The sequence below is a fragment of the Streptomyces sp. GQ60 genome (assembly GCF_059758875.1).
On sequence record NZ_JCAXEG010000028.1, the window covers coordinates 23,144 to 37,094 of the forward strand.

Consider the following 13,951-nt stretch of genomic DNA (forward strand, 5'->3'; position numbering starts at 1 on the left):
TCCTGGAGCGTCCCTCTCATGACCACTGTCGATGCCCGCCCGGCGACCTCCACGGGCACCCGCCCCGAGACCGGGACGGGGCTCCGCTTCCCCGCCGGATTCCGTTGGGGCACGGCCACCGCCGCCTACCAGATCGAGGGAGCGGCCGCCGAGGGCGGCCGGACGCCGTCCATCTGGGACACCTTCAGCCGCACCCCCGGCAAGGTCCGCAACGGGGACACCGGTGACATCGCCGCCGACCACCTGCACCGGATGCCGGACGACGTGAAGCTGATGAAGGAACTCGGCGTCACGGACTACCGCTTCTCCGTCTCCTGGTCCCGGGTCCAGCCGACGGGACGGGGCCCTGCCGTGGAGCGCGGCATGGACTTCTACCGCCGTTTGGTGGACGAGCTGCTGGCGAACGGGATCAGGCCGGTCGCGACGCTCTACCACTGGGACCTTCCTCAGGAGCTGGAGGACGCGGGCGGCTGGCCGGAGCGGGACACCGCACACCGGTTCGCGGAGTACGCGGGCCTGGTGGCCCGGGCGCTGGGCGACCGGGTGACGACCTGGACGACGTTGAACGAGCCCTGGTGCGCGGCGTTCCTCGGGTACGGGAGCGGGGTCCACGCCCCCGGCCGTACCAGCGACCTCGCGGCACTGCGCGCCGCCCACCACTTCAACCTGGCGCACGGCGGGGCGGCTCGCGTCCTGCGTGATCACCTCCCGACCACTGCCGAGATCTCCCTGACCCTGAACCTCCACGCCCTGCGCCCGCTGACGGACACCGCGGCGGACCGGGACGCGGTGCGCCGGATCGACGCGGTGGCGAACCGGATCTTCGTGGACCCGGTCTTCCACGGGCGGCTGCCGGCCGACCTGGTGGAGGACACGGCGGGGGTGACGGACTGGTCGTTCGTCCGGGACGGCGATCTGGCGGTCGCGTCCACCCCGATCGACTCGCTGGGCATCAACTACTACTCCCCCAGCGTGGTGTCGGCGGGCCGCTCCGCTTCCCCCGCTCCCTGGGCGGGGGCCGAGGAGCATGTGGCGTTCACCCCGGCGGCGGGCCCGCGCACGGCGATGGACTGGCCGGTGGACGCGAACGGCCTGTACGAGTTGCTGACCCGGCTGCGCGACGAACTCCCGCACCTCCCGCTCCTGGTGACGGAGAACGGGGCGGCGTACGACGACTACGCGGACCCGGAAGGGCAGGTCCACGACCCGGAGCGGGTGGCGTACCTGGACTCGCACCTGACGGCCGTACACCGGGCGATCGAAGACGGCGTGGACGTGCGCGGCTATTTCCTGTGGAGCCTGCTGGACAATTTCGAGTGGGCGTACGGCTACGGCAAGCGCTTCGGGATCGTCCACGTGGACTTCGCGTCCCAGCGGCGCACGGTGAAGGACAGTGCGCGGTGGTACGCGGAGGTGATCGCGCGGGGCGGGCTGGCGCGGGACTGAGGGGGATCTCTCCCGCGTCGCCCGCGTCGTAGTCTCGGGCCGTGCACGAAAACGAGATCAAACTCAAAGCCATCGCAGCGCTCACCGCTCTGCGCTCCGATGTCGGCGAAGGCCTCGCCTCCGAACTCCTCGCGGAAGTGACCCCCGACCACTTCCTCGTGCCGGCGGGCGCCGACCCCGAGGAAATCGGCAGTGCCGTGCTCGATCAGCTCTCCGCTCCGCTGAGCGCTCTGGTCAACGGCTTCATCGCCGCCTTCGCGGCGGTCGCCTACGCGTACGACGAAACCGGTACGGAGCCCGGTACCGACGAGATCCTCCAGGAACTCGCCCTGCGTCTCGCCCGTGAGGACGGTCAGCCGTGAGGGTCCGCCGGCTCTCCCGGCAGGGCGTTCCGGTTGCCGGGGCTGCCGATCGGGCGGGGTGTTGACTCCCTCGGCGGGGCCGGTGCCCTATCCGGGCGCGACCGCGTCGGCGTGCCCCGCCGCGTCCGTTCGGAAGGCGCGCCGATAGGCGGCGGGTGTGGTGCGCAGGGCCTCGTGGAAGCGCCGGCGCAGGTTGACGGCCGAGGAGAGGCCGACCCGGTGCGCGATGGTTTCCACGGGCAGGTCGGTCTCTTCGAGCAGGGCCCTGGTGGCGGCGATCCGCCGGTCCAGCAGCCAGCGTCCGGGGCTGATCCCCAACTGCTCGGTGAAGCGCCGGGTCAGGGTGCGGGCCGAGACCTGGGAGCGGGCGGCCATCTCGGCGACGCTGACCGGCTGGTCCAGCCGCCCGGCCAGCCATTCCAGCAGCGGGGCCAGTGAGTCGGCGACCGGTCCGGAGGTGGGCAGTTCGGCGTACTGCAGCTGGCAGCCTTCGCGGTGTGGGGGCATCACCATCTGGCGGGCGATCCGCATCGCGTACGCGGCGCCGTGGTCCGTGCGCACCAGGTGGAGGCAGAGGTCCACGCCTGCCGCCGATCCGGCGCTGGTCGCGACGTCGCCGTGGTCCACGTACAGCACTGCGGGGTCGACCCGGACCCGCGGGAACCGGGCGGCCAGATCCGGAGCCTGTGCCCAGTGGGTGGCGGCCCGCCGATCGTCCAGCAGTCCGGCGGCGGCGAGTACGAAGGCGCCCGAGCAGATGCCGACGACGCGCGCGCCGCGGCGGTGCGCCCGGCGGACCGCCGCGATCAGCGGTTCCGATACCTCGGTGCCGACGGGTTGTTGCCAGCCGGGGACCAGTACGGTGTCCGCGCGCTCCAACGCGTCCAGGCCCGTCGTGACCAGCAGGTCGTATCCGGCCCGGGTCCGCACCGGGCCGGGGTGCTCGGTGCAGACCTCGAACGCGTAGCGGGAGGGGATCGCCGGGCTGTGGTCGCCGAACACCTCGGTCGCGCAGGCCAGCGGGAAGGTCGACTGCGGGGGCCGCAGCACGGCCACGACCCGGTGGAGCGCCGGGGACTTCGGCAGCGAACGAGGCGTCATGGCGCGAAAGTACCCCATCATGTCGTTCAGGACACTGGGGTGGCCGATTGGTCCGGTCCAGCATCGTCCTGTGACCACCGCGCAGACACAGACCCAGGCCCAGACACAGGCACAGACACAGGCCGGCCAGAACGTCCGGACCGATGTGCCGACCGCCGGCCCCCCGTTGTGGGACCGGCGGTTCACGCTCTACTTCACCGCCCGCGCGGTCTCCCTGCTCGGCGACGCCATGATGCCGGTGGCCGCCGCACTCGCGGTCGGCCCGCTGTACGGGATCTCCGGAGTCGGCTTCGTCCTCGGCACCTGGACCGGGACGTTCGTTCTCCTGGTCCTGTTCGGCGGGGTCTTCGCCGACCGGGTCGGCGCGCGCCGGATGATGATCGGCGCAGACCTCGTCCGGGTGCTCACCCAGGGCGTACTGGCCGCCGCGTTCTTCGCCGGGACGCCGCCGTTCTGGCTGCTGGTGACCATGGCGGCACTGGCCGGTGCGGCCGTCGCGATGTTCCAGCCGGGTGTGAACGGGATGGTCCCGCTGGTCGCCCGGGAACCGCAGCGCGCCAACGCCACGCTCAAGGTCGCCGACGCGCTGGCCCACCTGCTCGGCCCGGCCCTGGCGGGGCTGCTGATCGTACTGACCGGTGCCGGGACCGTTTACGCGATCGACGCGGGCACCTTCGTACTCAGTGCCGTGTGCCTGGCGCTCATCCGCCCCGCACCCGCGGACACGGCCACCGGAACCCTTGCCGCCGCCGACTCCGCGGGCAGCGAGAGGAGTTCGCTCCGTCGTGACCTGGGCCAGGGCTGGCAGGAGTTCCGCTCGCGCACCTGGATGTGGGCGGTGATCCTGATCTGGGTGGGCTACGGCGTGCTGCTGTTCGGCCCGATGGTGCCGCTGGGTTCCGCGCTGATCGGAGCCCGGCTCGGCCCGAACGCCTACGGCCTGGCCGTCTCCTTCCTCGGTGTCGGAACGGTACTCGGCGGCTTGCTGGCACTGCGCCTGCGTCCGTCCCGGCCGCTGGCCGCCGGCGCGGTGGCCATGGTCCTGTTCACCGCGCTGCCCCTCTGCGTGGTGTCGGGCACCTCACTGCCGGTCCTGTTGGCGGGCCACGTCATCGGCGGTGGCGCCTGGGCGTTCTGGTCGGTGATGTGGGCGACCAGCGTGCAGACCCACACGCCGCCCGCGGTTCTCAACCGGGTCACCGCGTACGAGCTGGCCGGCTCGGTGTCCGGGATCGCTGTCGGCCAGATCCTGGCGGGGCCGGCCACCGAACTGGCCTCCCCCGAGACACTGCTCCTGATCTCGGCGGGCACCTGCCTGGCGGGCTGCGTGGCGCTGCTCTCGATCCCGGCGATCCGCACCCTGCGGCGCGTCGGGCCCATGGACGGCGACAAGCCCGGGGATCCGGCGGGGGGATGAGCGGGCGTCGGTACGGATGCCGATGCCGACAGCTACTTGATTACCTTACGGGTCGACCCGTAAGGTAATTTCTATGAGTTCCTCTTCCCCCTCCAGAGGGCGTCCCAGGGATCCCCGGTCGCACGAGGCGATCATCGGTGCGACGGAAGAACTGGTGGTCGAGGTCGGTTACGCCGCGACCTCGATCGGGGCGGTGGCCGCGCGTGCCGGTGTCGGCAAGGACACGATCTACCGGCGGTGGCCGGGCAAACCGGAGCTGGTCTTCGAGGCCGTCTTCACGACCACCGATGACGCTCCGATCCCGGACACCGGAACGCTGGCCGGAGATCTGACCGTATTGCTGCAGGGTCTGCTCGGCGAGTTCAGCGCGCCGGCCGCCGCGGCCGCACTCCCGGGGCTGCTCGCAGACTTCGCCGCCGATCCCGATCTGAAGGCGCGCATCCGCGGCGAGTTCCTGGCCCCGTCGAAGGAACGGCTGCTGGTCGTCTTCGAACGCGCCGTGGAGCGTGGGGAGATCTCGGCCGGAACACCTGTGGACCTGGTCCTGGACACGCTGGCGGGAGCTGTGTTCTTCCACGTGGGACTGGTCGGGGAGCACCCCGGTCAGGAGCTGGCCGCACTGCTGGCCACGGTGGTGGCCAAGGGAATCGAGGTCCGATGAACAGCTGGTTTCTCGCGGCGGGCATCACCGCTCTCGGCGTTGCAGCGGTGCACATCGTCGGCGGGCGCCGCGATGTGGTGCGCCCGCTGCTGTCCTGCGGGCTCGCGGACGAGCCCAAGCGTGTCCTGCACGCCGTGTGGCACATGGTGAGCATCGACCTGTCGCTCTCCGGGCTCGCGCTGCTCCACCTCTCCCTGACGGACGGGACACCGGGGAACGGCTTGGTGGGGTGGTTCGTGGCCGCGCACTTCGTCGCGTACGCGGCAGCCTTCCTGGTCGTCACGCTGTCCGTCGGCTGGCCCAGACCACTGCTCCGCCTGCCGCAGTGGATTCTGCTCCTGCCCGTCGCGGTGCTCGCAGCGGCGGGTGCCGCGTAGTGCCGCGCCGGACGGCCGTCCGGGCGTGTGCGGCATCCCGGTCCAGCAGCGCCCCCAGGGCGTCGGTCGACCCGGAACCATTCCACTGACGAACACCACGCCCAGCCGGTCCTGGTCACCCATACGAGCCCTCCCCCGCCGTCGGCGCATTTGCTCGGGGTTCCCACCCCGCCGGCTTCGGCCGCGAACTGCCCTGCCGGGTCGGGCACGTGCGGCGGGGCGGGCTCCGCGCCGTGCCGGGCGGACGGGGGCTCCGGCGCGTTCGGGCGCACCGTAGGCCTGCCGGCCCACGCTGGATCGCCACATGCCGTCCAGCATTTTAGATTCGGCGAGGATGCGGGCATTCGTCCGCTTTGACCGAAAGGGCTGCCCGCATGGCTCGCCGCTGGTTCACATCCTCCCTGTGCGCACTCGCGCTCCTCGCACCCGGATCACTCGGCGCGGCCTCGGCCGCCGAAGGCGGCAAGGCTCCCTTGCGGGTCATGACGCGCAACCTCTACCTCGGCGCCGACCTCGCGCCCGTTCTCGCCGCCACCAGCCCCCAGGGGCTCGTCGCCGCGGTGACCGCGGTGTGGGCGAACGTCCGGGCGACGGACTTCCCCGAGCGAGCCGAAGCGCTGGCCGACGAGATCGCCGAAAGCGACCCGCACCTCGTGGGCGTCCAGGAAGCCGTGCTGTGGCGCAGCCAGACGCCTGCCGGGCCGGGCAGCGCCACCCACGTCGAGTACGACTTCCTCCAGATCCTTCTCGATGAGCTCTCGGCCCGCGGCAAGCACTACGCGGCCGTGGCCAGCGTGACCGTCGGCAGCGACTTCGAGGCCCCGCGCTCCACGCCCAGCGGTTTGCAGGACATCCGCCTCACCGACCGCGACGTGCTCCTGGCCCGCACCGACCTGCCCGCACGGAGCTTCTCCGTGGCCAACCCGCAGGCCGCCCGGTTCCAGAGCCACGTCCCCATCTGCCTCTCCGTGCTGGGCTGCCCGCCCAACCCGCCCCTGCGGGTCGAACGCGGCTGGGTCGCGGCCGACGCCACGGTGCGCGGGCGCACCACGCGCGTGGTGACCACCCATCTCGAGCCCGCCGCCCCCGCCGTGCAGGAGGCTCAGACCGACGAACTGCTCGCGGGCCCGCTGAACACCCAGCTCCCCACCGTGCTGCTCGGCGACCTCAACTCGGCCGCCGGCGGAGTCGGCGCGACACCGGGAAGCAACACCCAGAGCTACAACCGCCTCCTGTCCGCCGGATTCACCGACGCCTGGACCGCCACCCGCCCCCGCGACCCCGGCTTCACCTGCTGCCAGACCCCCGACCTGCGCAACCCCACCTCCACCCTCACGCAGCGCATCGACTACGTGCTCTTCCGCGGCAAGGTCAAGGCACTGAACACCCACCGGGTCGGCCATGCCCTGGCCGACCGCACCCCGTCAGGGTTGTGGCCCTCCGACCACGCGGGCGTCAGAAGCGTGCTGCAGCTGCGCTGAGACGTGGCCGCGCGGGTGTCGCCCACGCGGCGCACGCCCGCCTGCGCCACCACAACGACCGAGGGCTCCACCGCTCCGTGGTGGAGCCCTCGGTCGTGTGCTCCGGGGGCGGTCGCCCCGCCCGCTGCGCGGTCTCAGACGTCCCGGCGCCGCACGACCGTCACAGCGACGATCACCGAGACGAGCGCCCAGGCCGCGAGCGCGATCCAGGAGCCCGTGATCGTGCCCGGGTGGGCGCCCAGGCTGGTGGCGGAGTCCGGGTTCAGGGACAGCCGCCCCTGGGCGGCCAGGGGCAGGTGGTTGCCGATTTCCCTGAGGAGGCGGTACCTGTCGCCGCCGAAGAGCAGCGGCAGGATGAAGAGGATCCCCACGACGGCGACGATCGAGGCCGTGGCGTGTCGCAGGACGGCTCCGAAGGCCATCCCGATGAGGGCGCAGACCGGGATGACCAGCGCGTAGGCGACGACGGCCCGCAGGCAGCCGGGGTCGTTGATCGAGAGCCCGACGTCGCGGGAGGCCAGCATCGCGTTGATGGTGAAGAACGAGGTCACGGAGACGATCGCACCGAGGGCGAGCGTGATCACCGTGACGAGGGCCACCTTGGCCGTGATGACCGCTCGCCGGTCCGGGACTGCGGCGAACGTGGTCCGGATCATTCCGGTGGCGTACTCGCCGAAGACCGTGATGGCGCCGAAGGAGGCCGCCGCCAGTGCCATGACGCCGGCGGCGATGCTGTTCAGGCCGTGGAACAACGGGTCGTACGTGTAGGGCGTTTCACCGGGGAGCGACGGCCTCGGCTGGTCGATGTACGGCAGGTCGGAGTGGACGCCGTTCACGTTGATCGCGATGGCGACGACGGCGGCGAGGACGAGCACCCAGTAGGTCGACCTGAGCGAGCGCATCTTGATCCACTCGGCGGCGAGCACGTCGGTGAATCCCGCCACGGATTCGACCGCTCGCTCGGAGGGCCTGGTGCCGGACGCAGTCCGTGTGTTCATCGGGGTTCTCCCGCGAGGTATTCGACGCTGTCGGCGGTGAGGGCCATGAACGCCGACTCCAGGGAGGAGGTGTGCGTGGCCAGTTCGTGCAGGACGATGCGGTGCCGGTGGGCGAGGTCGCCGATCCGGGCCGCGGTCAGGCCGGTGACGCGGACCGCCGGACCGTCCTCCCCGTGTACCGACGCACCCTCGGCGACCAGGACGGCTTCCAGGGCCGCCAGGTCGGGGGCATGGACCGTCACGCCCCGGGAGGCGTGCCGCGCCGAGAACTCCGCCAGGCTCTCGTCCGCGATCAGCCTGCCCCGGCCGATGACGATGATCCGGTCGGCGGTGTGCTCCATCTCGGCCATCATGTGGCTGGAGACGAAAACGGTGCGGCCCTCGGCCGCCAGCCGCCGGAACAGGCCGCGCACCCACAGCACGCCCTCGGGGTCGAGGCCGTTGAGGGGCTCGTCGAACAGCAGCACCGGCGGATCGCCGAGCAGGGCGCCCGCGATGCCGAGGCGCTGCTTCATCCCGAGGGAGAACCCGCCGATCCGGCGGGCCGCCGCCTTCGCCAGCCCAGCTTCCCCGAGGACCTCGTCCACGCGGGACAGGGGGATGCGGTTGCCGCGGGCCAGGGCCGACAGGTGCGCCCGCGCGCTCCGGCCGCCGTGCACGTCCTGGGCGTCCAGCAGCGCGCCGACGTGGCGCAGTCCGCGCGGGCGGTGGGAGAAGGGAACCCCGTCCACGGTGACGGTCCCGCCCGTTGGCGCGTTGAGGCCCAGGATCATCCGCAGGGTGGTGGACTTGCCGGCGCCGTTCGGGCCGAGGAAGCCCGTCACGCTGCCCGGTTCCACGGTGAAGGTCAGGTCGTCGACGGCGACGGTGTCGCCGTACCGCTTGGTCAGCCGAGTCGATTCGATCACGGGGTCCACGCTGCCCGGGCGGGCACCGCCCGTGCATCGGCCCGTGGTTCACACTCCCGCGCCCCGCCGGTAGCCCGGGGGATTAGGCCTGCGGGCCAATGCCCCCGCGGACCCGCCCGGATACGATCGACCGATGACCGCCACTCCTCGTCCACCCCTGCTCAAACGGCTGCCACCGGGTGCGTGGGTGGGTGCCTTCTGGGTGACGCTGATCCTGGTGCGCACGCTGCAACGGCCGGACGAGCTCCGCCACCTGGTCCAGTACGACGGCAACATCGAGGACGCACCGCTCCTGGCCACCGCCGTCGTCACGACCCTCGGAGCGCTGCTGCTGTTCCGCGCGCCGCTGGCGGCCGTGGCCGTCGCGCTCGCCGGCTCCGTGTTCTCGATCGGGATGGAGGTGCGGGAGACGACGTTCGTCCTGTTCCTACTGGCCGACGCGGCCGTGGGCTACACCGCCGCGACCCGCTCACGGCGGGTCTCGGTGCCTGCCGCCCTGCTCTGCATCGCCACGCCGGCGGGCTACGCGGCCTGGCAGCTGGCCCGCGGCCACTTCCTCAACCCCTCGGTGCCGGCCGGGCTCGCGTCGACCGTCGTCATCGCCTGGCTGATCGGCAACACGATCCGTCAGGACCGGGCGCACGCGGACACGGTACGCGCCCAGGTCACCCGGCAGGCGGTCACCGCCGAGCGGCCGCGGATCGCCCGGGAACTGCACGACATGGTCGCCCACAACATCGGCATCATCACCATCCAGGCCGGCGTGGGCAGCCGGGTCATGGACACCCAGCCGGCCGAGACCCGCAAGGCGCTCGACGCCATCGAGGCCACCGGCCGGGAGACCCTCGCCGGCCTGCGGCGGATGCTCGGCGCGCTCCGCAAGGGCGAGGAGGAGTCCGCGCCGCTGGAACCCGCCCCCGGTCTGGGCGCCCTCGGCCAACTGGTCGGGCGGAGCGCGGCCGCCGGTGTCCGGGTCGACGTCCGCTGGCGGGGGGAGCGTCGCGAACTGCCCCCGGACGTCGACCTGGCGGCCTTCCGCATCGTTCAGGAGGCGGTCACCAACGTGGTGCGGCACTCCGGCACCCGGGACTGCACCGTGACGGTCGACTACCGGGGGGACGAACTGTCCGTCGACGTCGTCGACCTCGGCCGCGGGGGCGGCGTCGGGGGGTCCGGATACGGCATCGTCGGCATGCGGGAGCGAGTCGGCCTGCTGCACGGCGAGTTCAGCGCCGGTCCGCTTCCGGACGGCGGCTTCCGCGTGGCGGCCCTGCTGCCGATCCCCGTGGAGGCGGGCCGGTGATCCGCGTCCTGCTGATCGACGACCAGCCGCTGATCCGTACCGGGCTGCGCGTCCTCATCGCCGACACCCCTGACCTGGAGGTGGTCGGGGAGGCCGGGAACGGCGCCGATGCCGTGGAACTGGTGGCGGAATTGCGGCCGGACGTCGCCATCATGGACATCCGGATGCCCGGCACGGACGGGATCGAGGCCACGCGCCTGATCGACGCGGATCCGCGGTCGACGACCCGGGTCCTGGTCCTCACCACCTTCGACGACGACGAGTACGTCTACGGTGCGCTCCGCGCGGGTGCGAGCGGCTTCCTCGTCAAGGACATGCCGCTGGAGTCCATCCTCGACGGGGTCCGGGTCGTGGCCGCCGGGGACGCCCTCATCGCGCCGAGCGTGACGCGCCGGCTCATCGAGGAGTTCGCGGCGCGGCCGGAACCGTCCCCCGGTGTCCGGCCGGGCGGACCCGCGGGAGCCCGTGGGGTGGTCGTCGCCGGCATCACGGACCGGGAGCGCGAGGTCCTGACCCTGGTCGGCCGCGGCCTGTCCAACGCGGAGATCGCCGGGGAGCTCACCATCAGCGTGGCCACCGCCAAGGCCCATCTCGCGCGGCTCTTCACCAAACTCGACGCGCGCGACCGGGTCCACCTCGTGATCCTCGCCTACGAGTTCGGCCTCGTCGCGCCCCCGAGGTGAGGATCACCGGCGGACGGCCGGGCCGACGACGGGGCGGCCCGCCGCCGGGGTCCTACGCGGCGGCGCCGTCCGGCTCCGTGGTCATGCGGGCCACGTGCAGTGCCAGGTAGGAGACCTCGTCCTCGCTCAGGTTCTGTCCCAGACGCAGCTCGACGATCGTCGCCAGCTGCTGCGCGGTGCGGGTCGCCTCCGGGTAGTGCCGGCGGATGCCCTCGCCGATCGTGGACTCGTGCCCCTTCAGCTGCCGGTGCTGCTGGATGCGCACGAAGAGGTAGCGCACGTGGGTGATGAACCGGGCCGCGCTCATGGACTCCTGGGAGACGGACAGCCCGTACCGCTCCCTCACGACGGCGAGCATCTGCTGGATGATCCCGGTCATCGTGTACGTGAAGGACAGGTCGCCCGTGGCGAAGCCCGCGTTGACCAGGTGCAGGGCGAGCGCGATCGCCTCGGAGTCCTCCAGCCGCGCGTCCACGCGCTCGTTGATGGCAGCCAGCAGGCACTGCGCCTGGGCGTACTCGGTGGCGTACAGGGCCTGGACCTCCGCGCGCAGCGGGTACTCGATGACGATGCCGCGCGCGGCCCGGTCCAGCGCGCCGGCGACGTGGTCGGCGACGGCGATGGCGAGGGTCGGCCGCGTGGACTCGCGCCCCTCGATGCCGGCCTCGTCGAGGGCGATCACGACGGCCCGCAGGACCTCCTCGTCGATGAGGGCGAGGACCTCGCTCAGGTGGTCGGGGTCGCGGCCGTCCGCCGGGACGAAGACGCGCACGATCAGCGCGGGGTCGACGGGCTTGCCCTGGCGGGAGCTGAAGCCGATGCCGCGCCCGGTGAGGATGACCTCCTGGCCCTTGTCGTCGCGCGCGAGGACCACGTTGTTATTGAGGACACGCAGCGCCTTCAACGCCTGCTCTCCTTCTCGTTCGCGGTCCGGTTCTGCCCAATGATCCCGCATTGTCTGTCACTCGTACGCCACCCTGCGCCACAAACCAGCACGAAGCGGGCACGCGCCCCACGAGGTGGCGCGTGCCCGCGTCGGACGGGTGGCGGGAGGTCACCGCCGTACGGTCACCACGGGGGCCCCTGCCGCGACGGTCTGCCCGGTGTGCGGCTCCACCGAGGCGAGGTCGGCGGTGTTGGTGACGGTCATGAGGGTGACGGTCGGATGCTCCGCCGCGCGCACGGCGTCGAGGTCGACCTCGACGAGGAGGTCGCCGACGGAGACCTGCCGGCCGGCCTCGACGCGGACGTCGAACCCCTCCCCCCGCATCTTCACCGTGTCGATGCCGATGTGGATCAGCACTTCGACCCCGTCCGCGGTACGGATGCCGAAGGCGTGGCCCGTGGCGGCGACGATGACCAGCTCTCCGTCGACCGGGGCGACGATGCGGCCGTCGGCCGGCTCGATGCCCACGCCTTCCCCGAGCGCGCGGGAGGCGAAGACGGGGTCCCCGACGTCGTCGAGGCCGACCACACGGCCGGCGACGGGCGCGGCGAGCTCGATGCCCGTGCCGACGGGGGCCGGGGCGGTGGCGGTGGGAGCGGCGGCCGGGGAGATGGGGCCGGTCACGGAGCCGGCGGCTGCGTCCGCGGCGGCCGTGGCGGCTCCGACGGTGACCAGCTCGCGGTCATCGGCCGCTGCGGCCTCCCCGCGGGAGGCCGCCTCGGCGGCGTCGCGCTCGGCGTTGGCCTGGACGCGGTCCTCCGGGGTGCGGAAGTCGGAGAAGTACACGAGCGCCATCGAGACGAAGAAGGCCGCCGTGATCGCGATGGCGTAGGTGGTCATCGGGGAGAAGACCGGGATGGTCAGCAGGGAGGTGAAGGCGAAGGCCTTGGTGTCCACGCCGCCCATGACGCCGACGATCACGCCGCCCACGAGGCAGCCCACGAGCATGCGCGGATAGATCCGCTTGAACCGCAGGTGGATGCCGTACAGCGAGGGCTCGGAGATGCCGCCGAGCAGACCCGCGGCGAGGGCGCCCGTGGCGGTCTGGCGCATCTCCTTCTCGCGGTGACGGAGCGAGAGCAGCAGCACACCGGCGGTCGCGCCGAAGCAGGCGAAGTTCCAGGCGCCCATCGGACCCTGGATGAAGTCGTAGCCGAGGGTGTTGATGTTCACCAGCATGAGCGCGTTCAGCGGCCAGTGCAGGCCCAGCGGCACCAGGAACGGGTAGAGCAGCGGGATGAGGATGGCGAAGACGATCGGGGCGTTGCCGTTCAGCCAGGACAGGCCCTCACCGAGGCCGTTTCCGGCCCAGACGCCCAGCGGGCCGATGAGGAAGGCGGTGATCGGGATCATGATCAGCATGCTGAAGAACGGCACGAAGACCAGGTGCACGCTCTCCGGGAAGACACGCTGCAGACCCTTGTAGACCAGGGCGAGCACGGCGACCATCAGCAGCGGCACGAAGACCTGGCCGCCGTAGTCGTTCAGCTGCATCGGCAGCCCGAAGACGTGCGCCACGCACTCCTGGGTGCCCAGCGTCGCGTTGGTGGTGCAGGTGATGCCGGGGATCCCGGACTTCGGGTCGAGCATGCCCGTGAAGTTCGGGGTCATCACCGCGGCCATCACCGCGGCGCCGACCCAGGGGTCGATCTTCAGCTTCTTGGCCGCGTTGTAGGCGACCATGACCGGCAGGAAGTACAGCACCGAGCGCCACATGGCGTCGACGAACACCCAGGTGGCGGACTTGTCCGCGGCACGGAAGTCGACGACGCCCAGGGCGTCGAGGACGGAGGCGATCGCGATGATGAGCGAGGACCCCAGCAGCACGCCCATGAGCGGGCGGAACGAGTCGGACAGGTACTCGAAGAAGTTGTCGACCGCGGCGTAGCGGCCGCGGCTCTTGGCCCGCATCGCCGCCTTGACGTCGGCGTCGGACTTCGGGCGGGGCGAGCCGCCTCCGCTCATCGACGGCAGGTTCATGATCTCGGAGTAGACGCGTGCGACGGCTCCGCCGATCACGATCTGGAGGCGGTCACCGGACTGCGGCACGGTGGCCATGACGCCGTCGAGGGCATCGAGCGCGGTCGCGTCGGCCTTCGCCCCGTCGTGGAGCTGGAAGCGCAGCCTCGTCGCGCAGTGCGTGAGGCTCTCGATGTTCTCGGCTCCGCCGACGCCGCGGAGGATCCGCTCCGCCAGCGTGCCGGGTCCGGCTACGGGTGTGTTCATGATGCGTCCTTGCATCCTGGGGCTCTTGCCATCCTGCTTCGG

Annotated in this window: 13 protein-coding genes; 8 read left to right on the top strand and 5 right to left on the bottom strand. The window is 71.9% G+C overall.

Annotated features, from left to right (window positions below):
• Window positions 1–18 precede the first annotated feature (18 nt).
• Together AC6CKD_RS35570 and AC6CKD_RS35575 are read left to right on the top strand one after the other, a co-directional pair.
• Window positions 19–1,446, top strand: a complete 1,428-nt coding sequence (locus AC6CKD_RS35570) for a GH1 family beta-glucosidase (protein ID WP_498333207.1) — start codon at window positions 19–21, stop codon at window positions 1,444–1,446.
• Between the two features lie 41 nt (window positions 1,447–1,487).
• Complete coding sequence (locus AC6CKD_RS35575) at window positions 1,488–1,808, top strand: hypothetical protein (protein WP_498333209.1); 321 nt, start codon at window positions 1,488–1,490, stop codon at window positions 1,806–1,808.
• Window positions 1,809–1,895: 87 nt separating this feature from the next.
• On the opposite strand, the gene AC6CKD_RS35580 is transcribed toward AC6CKD_RS35575, so the two are convergent.
• Entirely contained in the window at window positions 1,896–2,909 is a 1,014-nt protein-coding gene (locus AC6CKD_RS35580) for a GlxA family transcriptional regulator (RefSeq protein WP_498333211.1), read from the bottom strand.
• 70 nt (window positions 2,910–2,979) lie between these two features.
• On the opposite strand from AC6CKD_RS35580, the gene AC6CKD_RS35585 reads away from it, so the two are divergent.
• From AC6CKD_RS35585 to AC6CKD_RS35600, 4 genes are all read left to right on the top strand, one after another.
• Window positions 2,980–4,326, top strand: a complete 1,347-nt coding sequence (locus AC6CKD_RS35585) for an MFS transporter (protein ID WP_498333213.1) — start codon at window positions 2,980–2,982, stop codon at window positions 4,324–4,326.
• Window positions 4,327–4,399: 73 nt separating this feature from the next.
• Window positions 4,400–4,987 carry a TetR/AcrR family transcriptional regulator gene (locus AC6CKD_RS35590; RefSeq protein WP_498333215.1) on the top strand — a complete coding sequence of 196 codons (588 nt, stop codon included), beginning with the start codon at window positions 4,400–4,402 and terminating at the stop codon, window positions 4,985–4,987.
• Window positions 4,984–5,364 carry a hypothetical protein gene (locus tag AC6CKD_RS35595; protein ID WP_498333217.1) on the top strand — a complete coding sequence of 127 codons (381 nt, stop codon included), beginning with the start codon at window positions 4,984–4,986 and terminating at the stop codon, window positions 5,362–5,364. The genes AC6CKD_RS35590 and AC6CKD_RS35595 overlap by 4 nt, the downstream gene beginning before the upstream one ends.
• A gap of 374 nt (window positions 5,365–5,738) precedes the next feature.
• The gene (locus tag AC6CKD_RS35600) at window positions 5,739–6,845 is read left to right on the top strand and encodes an endonuclease/exonuclease/phosphatase family protein (RefSeq protein ID WP_498333219.1); all 1,107 of its coding nucleotides are present in this window, start codon (window positions 5,739–5,741) and stop codon (window positions 6,843–6,845) included.
• 134 nt (window positions 6,846–6,979) lie between these two features.
• Here AC6CKD_RS35600 and AC6CKD_RS35605 read toward each other — a convergent pair whose 3' ends face one another.
• Window positions 6,980–7,843 carry an ABC transporter permease gene (locus tag AC6CKD_RS35605; RefSeq protein WP_498333220.1) on the bottom strand — a complete coding sequence of 288 codons (864 nt, stop codon included), beginning with the start codon at window positions 7,841–7,843 and terminating at the stop codon, window positions 6,980–6,982.
• Window positions 7,840–8,751: an ABC transporter ATP-binding protein gene (locus AC6CKD_RS35610; RefSeq protein WP_498333222.1), complete on the bottom strand. Its 912-nt coding sequence runs from the start codon at window positions 8,749–8,751 to the stop codon at window positions 7,840–7,842. Before AC6CKD_RS35610 ends, AC6CKD_RS35605 begins: the two co-directional genes overlap by 4 nt.
• Window positions 8,752–8,884: 133 nt before the next feature.
• Between AC6CKD_RS35610 and AC6CKD_RS35615 the strand changes: the two genes are divergently transcribed.
• Window positions 8,885–10,054, top strand: coding sequence for a sensor histidine kinase (locus tag AC6CKD_RS35615; protein WP_498333224.1), 1,170 nt, complete (start codon window positions 8,885–8,887; stop codon window positions 10,052–10,054).
• Entirely contained in the window at window positions 10,051–10,737 is a 687-nt protein-coding gene (locus AC6CKD_RS35620) for a response regulator (protein WP_498333226.1), read from the top strand. The genes AC6CKD_RS35615 and AC6CKD_RS35620 overlap by 4 nt, the downstream gene beginning before the upstream one ends.
• Window positions 10,738–10,789: 52 nt before the next feature.
• Here the strand turns inward: AC6CKD_RS35620 and AC6CKD_RS35625 are convergent, their stop codons facing one another.
• Both AC6CKD_RS35625 and AC6CKD_RS35630 read right to left on the bottom strand, forming a co-directional pair.
• Window positions 10,790–11,641, bottom strand: a complete 852-nt coding sequence (locus tag AC6CKD_RS35625) for a PRD domain-containing protein (protein WP_498333228.1) — start codon at window positions 11,639–11,641, stop codon at window positions 10,790–10,792.
• A 150-nt stretch (window positions 11,642–11,791) separates the two neighbouring features.
• A complete protein-coding gene (locus AC6CKD_RS35630; RefSeq protein WP_498333230.1) occupies window positions 11,792–13,909 on the bottom strand; it encodes a glucose PTS transporter subunit IIA in 2,118 nt (705 codons plus the stop codon).
• Between the last annotated feature and the right edge of the window lie 42 nt (window positions 13,910–13,951).

Bases quoted from the DNA above. Each gene is read 5' to 3' on its own strand.
- AC6CKD_RS35605 (WP_498333220.1), bottom strand. From the start codon at position 7,843: ATGAACACACGGACTGCGTCCGGCACCAGGCCCTCCGAGCGAGCGGTC.
- AC6CKD_RS35590 (WP_498333215.1), top strand. From the start codon at position 4,400: ATGAGTTCCTCTTCCCCCTCCAGAGGGCGTCCCAGGGATCCCCGGTCG.
- AC6CKD_RS35580 (WP_498333211.1), bottom strand. From the start codon at position 2,909: ATGACGCCTCGTTCGCTGCCGAAGTCCCCGGCGCTCCACCGGGTCGTG.
- AC6CKD_RS35630 (WP_498333230.1), bottom strand. From the start codon at position 13,909: ATGAACACACCCGTAGCCGGACCCGGCACGCTGGCGGAGCGGATCCTC.
- AC6CKD_RS35595 (WP_498333217.1), top strand. From the start codon at position 4,984: ATGAACAGCTGGTTTCTCGCGGCGGGCATCACCGCTCTCGGCGTTGCA.
- AC6CKD_RS35600 (WP_498333219.1), top strand. From the start codon at position 5,739: ATGGCTCGCCGCTGGTTCACATCCTCCCTGTGCGCACTCGCGCTCCTC.
- AC6CKD_RS35615 (WP_498333224.1), top strand. From the start codon at position 8,885: ATGACCGCCACTCCTCGTCCACCCCTGCTCAAACGGCTGCCACCGGGT.
- AC6CKD_RS35570 (WP_498333207.1), top strand. From the start codon at position 19: ATGACCACTGTCGATGCCCGCCCGGCGACCTCCACGGGCACCCGCCCC.